The 11,094-nt window shown below is 43.4% G+C and carries 8 protein-coding genes; 3 read left to right on the forward strand and 5 right to left on the reverse strand.

Going from position 1 to position 11,094, the window contains the following annotated elements:
* Window positions 1-42: 42 nt before the first annotated feature.
* The 5 genes from I7H67_RS01400 to I7H67_RS01420 form a co-directional block, all read right to left on the reverse strand.
* Complete coding sequence (locus tag I7H67_RS01400; RefSeq protein ID WP_198306891.1) at window positions 43-834, reverse strand: Slam-dependent surface lipoprotein; 792 nt, start codon at window positions 832-834, stop codon at window positions 43-45.
* 193 nt (window positions 835-1,027) lie between these two features.
* Window positions 1,028-4,201, reverse strand: a complete 3,174-nt coding sequence (locus tag I7H67_RS01405) for a TonB-dependent receptor domain-containing protein (RefSeq protein ID WP_320158866.1) — start codon at window positions 4,199-4,201, stop codon at window positions 1,028-1,030.
* Window positions 4,202-4,340: 139 nt separating this feature from the next.
* Window positions 4,341-5,357, reverse strand: coding sequence for a FecR family protein (locus I7H67_RS01410; protein ID WP_198306892.1), 1,017 nt, complete (start codon window positions 5,355-5,357; stop codon window positions 4,341-4,343).
* Complete coding sequence (locus tag I7H67_RS01415) at window positions 5,358-5,879, reverse strand: sigma-70 family RNA polymerase sigma factor (RefSeq protein WP_005303210.1); 522 nt, start codon at window positions 5,877-5,879, stop codon at window positions 5,358-5,360.
* 136 nt (window positions 5,880-6,015) lie between these two features.
* Window positions 6,016-6,906, reverse strand: a complete 891-nt coding sequence (locus I7H67_RS01420) for a LysR family transcriptional regulator (RefSeq protein WP_086354988.1) — start codon at window positions 6,904-6,906, stop codon at window positions 6,016-6,018.
* 187 nt (window positions 6,907-7,093) lie between these two features.
* Between I7H67_RS01420 and I7H67_RS01425 the strand changes: the two genes are divergently transcribed.
* From I7H67_RS01425 to I7H67_RS01435, 3 genes are all read left to right on the forward strand, one after another.
* Entirely contained in the window at window positions 7,094-8,038 is a 945-nt protein-coding gene (locus I7H67_RS01425; RefSeq protein ID WP_192836569.1) for a dihydrodipicolinate synthase family protein, read from the forward strand.
* 172 nt (window positions 8,039-8,210) lie between these two features.
* Window positions 8,211-9,596 (forward strand): MFS transporter, encoded by a 1,386-nt coding sequence (locus I7H67_RS01430; RefSeq protein ID WP_198306893.1) that lies wholly within the window; start codon window positions 8,211-8,213, stop codon window positions 9,594-9,596.
* A 77-nt stretch (window positions 9,597-9,673) separates the two neighbouring features.
* Window positions 9,674-11,020, forward strand: coding sequence for an OprD family outer membrane porin (locus I7H67_RS01435; RefSeq protein ID WP_198306894.1), 1,347 nt, complete (start codon window positions 9,674-9,676; stop codon window positions 11,018-11,020).
* Window positions 11,021-11,094: the final 74 nt, after the last annotated feature.

The raw sequence follows: 11,094 nt of genomic DNA on the forward strand, positions 1-11,094 counted from the left end.
AAAACGAAAGGAATCTACGTGTGTAGATTCCTTTCGCATTCATTAATTTTTAGCACCGCCAAATGCAGTGTTGTAAGACACGTTATCAAACTGGGCAATACCCGCTAAAGCCGAAGCATTTGCACCAAAGAATTGACCTTGCACCACACCAGAGTTGTCGACACCAGCCGTACCGTTAGCCGTTGCCAAACCTGCAAACGCAGCAGTACCCGGGTTAAATGCCACACCATCTAGGCTTAATGATGAAACAGCCGTACCTGTTCCGGTAAGCGTTCCTTCAAGTGTACCCGCGCCATAATTTGCCGTGAACGTACCACTTAACAGATTGCTTCCAGAACCGTTAATCCCTGCAACGGTATAAGTTGCAGTACCCGCGGTTGGAACCGTGGTATTGGTGTTATCACCCGCGTAGTAAACAGTATGGCTCGCGCTTGCCGACGTGTCGCCCGCTTTCCACCATTCACCAAAATAGACTTCCTGTGTGCCCACCTGACCAAAGTTAAAATTACCTAACGCACTGTGTGAAGGTGGCATTGCAGACACTGGAATATGCGAAATATTAAAGGTTTTGCTGCCAACCGTTACATTGGTATTACTCGTTCCCTGCGCAGCAAAAGCCTGAGCCAAACCTTTTAACGAACTAAAACCTGTAAAAGCGTTATATGGTGCACCGGCAGCTTGAACCGACACCGCTGCTACACCACCCGGATGGTTTGCATTGGCAGCAGCACCGATTTTGATGTTACTTTCATTACTCGAAATACCATCAATTCCTGCATAAGCAAATGCAGTTGAACAAGCAACGAGACCCAAGAACAATTGAGAGATTTTCATTTGTTGTTACTCCATCTTTTTTAAAACTAAGTTATTGTTTAATTTAAAATAACGATTTCGCTATTTTTAGTTTATTGAGTAGGCCCAGCTGCAAACCTACTCGGTCTTTTTTGTAAATAATAATCATTCAATATTATTATTTACCGTTACCTGACTCCCCTTTTATGTATGTGTAGAGGGAATCAAATTCTGTTTAAAATTTGGTGGTCCAACTAATTTTCATCGTTCGGCCAGGTGCGGCCATGGCACTACGAGTTAAAGGATCGATATAAAACTGGTTAGAAAGATTACTGCCGACAAATTCAACCGTGTTGTAGTTATCGACCTGATAACGCGCATAGGCATCAAAAATCCACGTGTCATCCCAAGCCAAAGGCACATTGAGGTAATAGCCTTTATTGACACTAGCATCATTGTTTTTGCGTAGTGGGCTTTCATAAGCTTTATAGAATGTTGCACGTGCACCGAGCTCTAACTTTTCATCAAAAAAGCGTGCGCCAAGCAAACCGTGGAAACTCAGTTCAGGAGTAGCCATTGTTACTAAGTAGCCATTTGGGAAACCGTCATCGACACAACGCTGATACGGTTCGCGGAACGCAAGGCCCTGCTCGGTTTGAACCGTACCGCCTAAAATCATTTTGTTAATGGCGCTATTGGTGTCACACACTTCATTTTTTAAGTTATAGGCCACGCTCAAGTCTGTGAAAAAACCACCATTATCAAAACGACTTTGTAACTCTAGACCTGATAGTTTTTGCTCATCCATATTGGTAAAAATAAGGTTTTGGTCACGCTCAATCACATTTTTGGTTTTGTTGTAGTAATAAGCGAGCTTAATGTCGGCATTGCGCGCTGTGCTGAACCAATCACGCATGTCATAGACATAACCCACTTCGTAATTAAAAGCGTGTTCAGGTTTGATTGCTTGATATGGCAACATGGCAGAAAAACCGACAGTGCTTTCAAACAAACTTGGTAAGCGATATTCCTCTGCATAGCGTGCATAGATTCTGCTGTTTGGCGTGAGATGAATTGAGGCGCCTAACTGCGGTGCCCAGCCGCTATCTTTAACTTTGTCGGCAGACTCAACCGGAACTTGGTCTACCACCGACATAAAGTTTCCGCCAGTTACGACGTACTTTTGGCCAGAGGCATTGAGTTGGTTTAAAGGATTATCGGCAAGCGACAATTGCCCATTTGCATCTGCTTTCCAGCTCAGCGTATTTTTCTGTGACCAGATCATGTTATACAACGTGCTCTCTGATGCAGGTACAGTGCCGAGCTGCCCATCCCACTCAGGATTTTTTGAGGCATAGCGCTGTTTTAAAACATTGATTAAACGCTGCTGAGTCGAGGTGTAACTCTCAGGCATGGTTTGATATTCAAAGGTATATTCTTTAAGCCTACTTTTTTTGGTAAACAGCGGATTTAAACTCGGGTCAATCTCACTCTGCAAAGACTTATTTAAAAAGTCATCAACAGCCCAATACGAGCGATAACGCATACCCGCATCAAAACTTAACCAAGACAGTGGTCGATAATTAAAGTTAAAGTCGAACGTTTTTTCCTCACGGCGCCCTGCCCGTGGCAGTGCCTGATAAAGCGAATAACTTGGACCAAATTCGCCATATATATCGTCGGACGTCAGCTTTTCTTTTAAGAAACTTCCACCGAGCGTCAAATCAAGCTGGTCTAACAAACGAGTTTTATTACTGACCGTAATGCCTTTACGCGTATTGTCAGAATGGCTTATCGCCGTGTTAATAATGGTGTTATCTCGAAAGTCGATTGTGGTTGGCCACCCACCACGTGTGTATGTCTGGCTTTCGGTATCGGTTTGCCAAATGTTGGCATAAAAATCAATCCAGCGATTATTCTCAGGCTTAAATTTATATTCGAGACTATAGGCTTTAGAGTGAATATTGCTTAAAGGCCACTGCGGAACACCCAAATCAGGCGTAATGCCCCAAACAATTCGAGACGGCATAATTTCACCAAAAATATTTTTGGTATCTCGGTAAGTCAGTTTAAGGGTCTGGTTATCTGTTGGGCGATAGGTCCCTTTTAATAACCACGACTCCATATGGCTTGAAGTGTTGGGAACTTCATCGCCCGGTTGATAGGCATAGGCAAAGTAAGGAATAAAGTCGAGGCTACTGTCTGGCGTCGCTCGTTTATAGTAGCCCGCGCCATGTGTCCCCGAAAAATAATTACCGCGCTCACGTACTGCATAAACTGCCAGTAAATCGAATTTATCTTGCTTGGTGGCAATTGCCAGTCGGCCCGCCAAGTCATCGCCCGAAAAATGAGAGTTATCACTTCTGGTCCGGTTCTTTTTATAAATATCGGGGTCATATTTGGCCCCATTCATATCGATCCAAGGCGTTGTGTTATCGTAGTTTTGGCCTACTTTACTCATGTCTGGCAAAGATGGATCGATTGAGTTTGTTGAACCTTCTACTTTTAACTCGGCACCAAAAGACTTACCCGGACGAACAATATCATCGGCCTCTAGCGTTTTAACGACTACACCGCCGCCAACAGAAGTCGTGGTATTGCGCTCTAAAGATGGGCCTTTAATGACTTCAATGCCCGCAATGAGATTGGGGTCGATATAGTTGCGGTTGTTTACCCCGTTGTAACCACGCCATACCGCAATTGACTGTTCGGTACCATCAATGGTTAAAGGCACACGGCCAACGCCCTGCACACCACGTACACTTGGGTCGAGTGCGCCACTGTTACGGGCATCGCCACTATAGACTCCCACCATGCCTTGTAAAACATCGGCTGGGTTGGTTCCCTTAAAGCGCTCGACATAGTCTTTGCCCGCATAGACCGAAGAGCGGTTTGCGTCATACACTTTGTTATAGCCTTCTGTGTCACGGTCTTCTTTGCCGTACACCACAATTGGCGTAAGTCGTACCGATGCATCTTCTTCAATTACGGCACTACTTGGCGGCAGGCTAGCGGCCTGAACCTTAGATGAACTTACCCGAGGTGTAGATTTTTTGCTGAGTGTGTAGCCCTGCCCAACCTTTACAGCATTAAATTCGGTTGCTTTTAAAAGCTGCTCAAAACCTTGCTCAACAACAAAATTGCCTTTTAAGCCTAGGCTATGTAACCCTTGGAGTTGCTGAGCATCCATTGCAATTGAAGTACCCGATTGTTCGGCAAACTGATTCAATACGTTAGCAAGGCGACCAGCAGGAATGTTATAGCTTTTAACTCCAGCTGTTTCTGCATAGGCCTGCTGCATAGGTAGCGTAACAAGCCCCCCCATCGACACAGCATGTATGGCAAACGCCAATGTTGAGAATCGAAAAATCGATCGATTCCGCTTTTGCCCCGTTCCCACTTTTTTCATTTGCCCCGCCCCAGTAAATCGTAATAAGAATCATTCAATCCAACAGATTAAAATGATCCATATTTATTGCTTCTACTTACTATGACGAACGACTTTCAAAAAAGTGGAACCTAAAAACGAAAATAAATTTAATTTTTTATTATTTTAAAGAAACCATGACCACAAACGGCGTGATTTGTTTAATTTTCAGGTTTGGAAAAACCGTAACCAAAAGCTTAAGCGATTCTGTGGTTTGGTCTAAAGGCAATACAGCATTGACCCGCACATGTTGCAGTGCCGCATCATTAAAAATAATTTTGCCTTTGTAGTTACGGTCTAGCTCTTGTAGCACTTGATTCAGCGGCAGGTTTTCTACCATGAGTTGATGCTTTTGCCATTTTTGTTGTTCGTTATAAACATTCAATGCAGGCAATTTTTGTACGCCATTTTGGTCTATTTTAATAGCTTGCCCTGCTTCAACAATGGCCTGGCGAGTCGCATGCAATTGGCTCGTTTTAATCTGTGTCGCTTCTACTTTTACCTTTGAGTGCAACATGTTGAGTTCGGTTGCCGAAGGGTCATAACTAACGCTAAAAGCTGTGCCAAGTGCCTGAATTTGCCCATGACTGGTTTTGACCAAAAACGGTCTAGTTTTATCTTTGGCAACATCGACATAAATTTGACCTTGCACCAACTCAACCACTCGCTGGTGGGTTTTAAAATCAAGATTAACTGCACTTTTGCCACGTAAAATTAAACGTGAACCGTCTGGCAAGGTTTGCGTAGTCCACTGCCCCGATTGCCCTTGAATATCGGCAGTCACATAGGCCACTGTAGTATCGGTTAAATAAAATAACGCCCCAGTCATGGCAACAAACACAACAGCAAAAGCTGTTCCTGCGCGCAAATGTTTATAGGCTTTGCCTGAGCTTAGGCCAGCTTTAAGAGCAACCTTGGTGACTTTTTTATGTCCGCTGGTTTGGGAAAGTTTTTGAATTGAACCAATACACTGTTCAATATCGGCAGCCACTTGGCGATGTTGCTCACTGGTTTTTTTCCACTCTTCAAATTTTTGCTTGGCAGTTTTTCGTGAGCTTTCATCATCCGAACTCAGTTGAACAATCCAATGCGCGGCTTCTTCAACCAGTTGGTGATGTTTGCTTTTATCCATGGCCATTTAAATGCAAGCGTCCATGTCTTGTCGGTTTTGGTAGCACTGAATTAAACAGCTCGCCAAATATTTTTGAATCATTTTGGTCGATACATTTAAACGCTCGGCAATTTCTTTATGGGTATAGCCTTCGAGATAATGCAAAATAAAAGCTTGCTGTGCTTTTTCAGAAACCCCTTCTAGTGCTTTGCAAAGCTGGTTAATCGCTTGAATAATTTGCATCTGGTCTTCGGGTGAAGCCACCGCTTCAAGCATATATTCCATTTGACTCAAGCCATCTAAATAAGCCTGTTCAATGCGTTTACGGCGTACTTGGTCAATCAGCAGGTTTTTAGCAATCGACGTCAAATAGGCGCGCGGTTCCTTAATGCCGAATAGCTCGTCTCGGGTTTGTAGCAGTTTAATAAATGTGTCCTGAACCAGATCTGCGGCCTGATCAGTATTACCTAATTTTTGTCTCAACCATTGGTGAAGCCAGCTTTGGTGACTTCTATATAACTGATCTACAAGCAAAGAAGTTTTGTTCACAGCAATTGGACTCAAAACAAGGAACCCACAAATGATAATAATTATCATTTAAATAAGTCAAGCAATAATTCAAGTAAAACTTAAATCACTGTTTAATAAATTAAATTAATTGCCCGCTCGCTTTACTGCACTTTTCTCAAAGTAAATCGGCCAAATTCCTAATTTCTTCCATCACCGCCTTACACGCAGGCGTTAAATAGCCATGTTTAGAAATAGACAAAGAAATATAACGCTTGAGTGCGGGATTAATAATTTTTGCAGCTTGAATTGAGGTGTATTGGCTAGCCTTCTTTAACGCTTGTGGCCCCAGCATGGTATACATGCGAGACTCGGAAACCAAATGCGTTTGTAAACTAATCGAGTCCGCTTCAAACACAATATTTAGTTCTACCCCATTTTCATAAGCCATGTGGTCTAAAAAGTTCCGCCAGTTACTTGGCCTACAAAACGTGACCAGTGGTAACTGACTTACCTTTTTAAATTCGACTTCATTGGCCTGAGTGAGCGCATCTCCTTCACAGCCGACCAAGTAAGTATCAGCTTCGGTAAGGTAAACATCGCCCTGTTTAGGCGTTGGGTTAAACCGATAAAGTATGGCTAAATCGACACTGCCATCTTCAAGCCATTTTTCTAAATGCACGCCTTGCCCTTCACGCACCGACAGCTTAATTAAGGGATATTTCTCTTGAAGCACTTTATACAGAGTCGATAACAACGGATGTGCAGTAGACGGCAAACTAGCAATACGAACCGTACCTATCGGTGTATCGGTTGAGTGCAAAATTTCATTATTAAGTTGGTCGGTCACGTTCAGCCATGAACGAATTTTAGGAAGTAAATGCTGGCCTAAATCGGTGAGTTCGACGCCGCGTCCAGTTCGGTTAAACAAACGACCGCCACATTGGGCCTCAAGTTCGTTCATTTGCCGACTGATTTGCGGTTGGTTGGTGTTATGCAGCATGGCGACTTTACTTAAGCTACCGAGTTCCACCGCATCTAAAAATATTTTCCATAATTCATAATTCATCGATTCTTCCTAAATCGTAAATAGGCAGTATTTTGAGCTATACATTTTCAGTATAACTGAAATTCAAGAATTGGTAATTCCTACATAGCTCACCTATTTCTATACTCCAATCATGTTCTCTACAACACGATTTAAGTCAGATTAAGAACCAGAGAATATTTAATTACACTGTATAGGAAGTACGATTATGAGTTTAGATTTACGTGGATTAACCCCAGCACCTGTGACTCCTTTTACCCGTGACGGACAAGTAGACCATAATGCAATTCAACGTTTAGGTTCATGGTTAGGCAGTATTGATGGTGTGAAAGGCTTGGTTGTTCTTGGGCATGCAGGTGAAGGAACATTCTTGTCGCAAAAAGAACAAATGCAGGTCATCGAAAGCTTTGTTAAATCGGTAGATGACAAAATTCCCGTAATCGCTGGGATTACGCTCGAAGGTACTTCGGTTGCAGCAGAAGAAGCAAAACGTGCAGTCAGCGCTGGTGCTTCGGCAGGTTTAATTTACCCTTCACATGGTTGGTTGCGTTTTGGCTATCAAAAAGGCGCACCACAAGACCGCTATAAAGCGATTTATGAAGAAAGTGGTTTGCCATCTATTTTATTCCAATACCCAGACGCAACGAAGGCCACTTACGACCTAGACACCCTACTCGATATTTCTGCACAGCCAGGCGTGTTTGCCATGAAAAATGGTGTGCGTAACATGCGCCGTTGGGATGTCGAAATTCCAATTATTCGCCGTGAACGTCCAGACTTACAGATTTTGACGTGCCACGATGAATATTTGCTTCACACCATGTTTGATGTAGACGGCGCTTTGGTTGGTTATGGCAACATTGCCCCTGAGCTTTTAATTGAAATGATTAAAGCAGGTAAAGCCAAAGATTACGCCAAAGCACGTGCACTTCACGATCAACTTTTACCAGTGACTCGCAATGTTTATCACCGTGGTTCACACATGGAAGGCACGGTAGCACTTAAACATGCATTGGTTGCTCGCGGAATTTTGGACCATGCCACTGTGCGTTCGCCATTGCTTCCACTGGCAGATGGTGCTGAGCAAGAAATTCATGATGCGATGCGTCAAGCCGGAATTGGCAAGGTCGATTTAACCCAAGCCGTTGCTTAAATTCTATTCGGGCTAGCATGTACGCTAGCCTTTTTTTCCTGTACGCTGCCTGAGGCCAAACATCGGGCATGTCACTTAAAAATAATAATAAAAAGCATGCAAACTGTGGTGAACAGGTAGTGCGAAATAGAACAAAAAAACTACGAGGAATGTAGTCATAAGGAGATAGAAGATGACAAATCTAGCGGATGTAGAACCAATTAGTCATCATCAAAAAAATGCGGAAATTATTGCAAGACTTGAACGGCTACCAGTCACCGGACGTTTGCAATTTATGCGAATTACCATTGGTATAGCGACCTTTTTTGACGCCTATACTGTTCTTGCGATTGCCTTTGCTTTACCCCAACTCATTACCGAATGGCACCTGACGCCTGCCTATGTCGGTGCGATCATTGCTGCGGGCTATGTCGGGCAACTGGTCGGTGCCATCTTTTTTGGTTCACTTGCCGAAAAAGTCGGTCGTTTAAAAGTACTGTCTTTTACCATTTTACTGTTTGTGGCAATGGACATTTCTTGTCTGTTTGCGTGGAGCGGAATGTCACTGTTAATTTTCCGTTTCTTACAAGGTATTGGAACAGGTGGTGAAGTACCTGTCGCGAGTGCCTATATTAATGAGTTTATTGGTGCAGAAAAGCGCGGTAAGTTTTTCTTGCTCTATGAAGTTTTATTCCCACTCGGTCTTATGTTTGCAGGCATGGCAGCATTTTTTCTGATGCCCATTTACGGCTGGAAAGTCATGTTTATTGTGGGCCTAGTTCCATCTTTACTGGTGATTCCTTTACGGTTTTTCTTGCCTGAGTCACCACGCTGGCTTGCTTCCAAAGGCCGTTTTAAAGAAGCAGATAAAGTCGTCAAAAGCTTTGAATACGGTGCCATCAAAAGCGGTAAAACTTTGGCTGAACCTGTGGTTAAAGAAATTAACCCGCAAGGCATGGCAAAAACCGACTGGCGTGAGCTGTTCCGTGGCATTTACCGCAAACGTACCTTTACACTGTGGGGCATGTGGTTTTGCGTGTATATGGTGAACAATGCCATGGTGACTTGGCTGCCATCTCTCTACAAACAACACTTTGGCCTGTCACTTCAAACCAGTTTAGGTTATGGCTGGATTACGTCGGGCGTGGGTGTGATTGCCTCTATTATCTGTGCATTAATGATTGATAAAGTCGGCCGCCGCCCTTGGTACAGTGCAGCGTTTTTCTTAGCAATTATTCCACTCATGAGCCTCTCGGTTTTAGGCGCAAAATCGGCGATGGAAGTGGTAATTTTCGCAACAATTAGCTATGCCATTTTGCAGACGATTTCATTCTCTTTATACCTCTACGCTGCCGAACTTTACCCTACTCGCCTACGTGCGATGGGCATTGGATTTAGTACCGCTTGGCTCCGTGCCGGCTCTGCGATTGGGCCTGTTATGGTGGGCCTTGTGGTTGGTGGTTACGGCATTCAATATGTGTTTAGTGTGCTTGCCGTTGTGGCGCTGATTGGTGGCCTTGTGACCTTCTTGTTTGCCATTGAAACCAAAGGCCAAGTGCTCGAAAAACTCTCTCCTTAATTCATCCATTTCATAAAAAGCTTGCCTAACCCAGCGTTAGGCAAAGGGCTTATTCATGCTTAAAAAAGGAATTTAAAATGAATAAATATTTGCTATGGGGCTGTATTGGTTTAGGCAGTGTGAGCAACGCTTATGCAGAACTTCCTCAAGAATTTGGCAAGTTAGAATTAAAACTCAACACCCGTTACTGGAACGATGAAGGCACCGCCCACCCCACGCTTGCCAACCCTTCACCTTCGTCGAATGAATATGAGCAAAGTGCTTTAGGGCTTGAGTTAAATTATCAGTCACCTTACTTGTGGAACTGGCTTGGGGTAGATAGCTCACTCTATGCAGTCACCAAGTTATTTGACTCTGGCAAGCCTAGTGCTCAGCTTTTAGAGGTCGAAAATAACGGCAAGCTCGACCAAAACTTTGCGACTTTAGGACAGCTCTACCTCAAAGCAAAACTCGGTGACAAAGGCGAAATTAAGTTAGGCCGTCAGTTGCAAGACTCTCTGTTACTTAAAAGTACCAATAACCGCGCGGTGCCTGACACTTTTTCAGGTGCGAGTGGGCAGTTTCAACTGAATGATCAGCTACAGACTTATATAGCCTACTATGACCGCTGGAAACCGCGCAGCATGGACTCTTTTGAAAAGTTTGTGACTGAGAATGACGAGCGAATTGATTATGTCGGTTTGCTTGGTGGCAAGTATCAGTACAAAAACTGGAGCGTGAATGCCGAATATTTAAATAGCAAAGATTATTTAAAAAAGTACGGGGCGATTGCTCAATATAAATTGCCCTTGCATGGCTTGGTGTGGACATTTAACACAGGTGCTTTTTTCTCGCGTGATGATGGCAAGCTGTTTAAATGTGGTGCCGAGTCCGAGCTGGACTGTGTCAAAGGCCAAGACATTAACAACAGTGGCAATGGTTATTTTGTCGATGTAAATGTGGCCAAAAATAACATTGAAGGCGGCATTGCCGTTTCAAAGTTTGATGGTTTTTGGATTGAAGATAACTTTGCCGTGCACTCCGCCCGCAACTCGGTTTTGACGCAAGACCACGGCACTAATCCGTTTCCGACTTCTGCGACCATTGGCCCCGACTTTACCAATAACGATGAAACCGCCGTTGCCCTTCGGCTGAAATATAACTGGAAAGACTATGTCAAAGGTTTAAAAACCGAGGCGAAGTATATTTATGGCTTTGGTGCTCACCAAAGTAACATTAGCAGTGATATTGAGGGTAAAGAGCGTTATTTTGACTTTACGGTGAGTTATGCCTTGCCGTGGGTGAAAAACTTAGATGTGCGTTATTCATTTTTGCATTATGAGTCTAAGTTTGAAAATGCAAACCTAGGTGAAAAAATAAATGGTATGTCTCGAAAAGATTGGGACCAGCACCGTGTATTTATTAATTATCGCTATACATTTTAAGAGCAGGTTAAACGTTTAGTTTAACTTTATTATATTTATTAATTAACCAATTTAAATCGATAAACTTTTGAGTT

The sequence above is a fragment of the Acinetobacter sp. ACIN00229 genome (assembly GCF_016106645.1).
Classification (GTDB): domain Bacteria; phylum Pseudomonadota; class Gammaproteobacteria; order Pseudomonadales; family Moraxellaceae; genus Acinetobacter; species Acinetobacter oleivorans.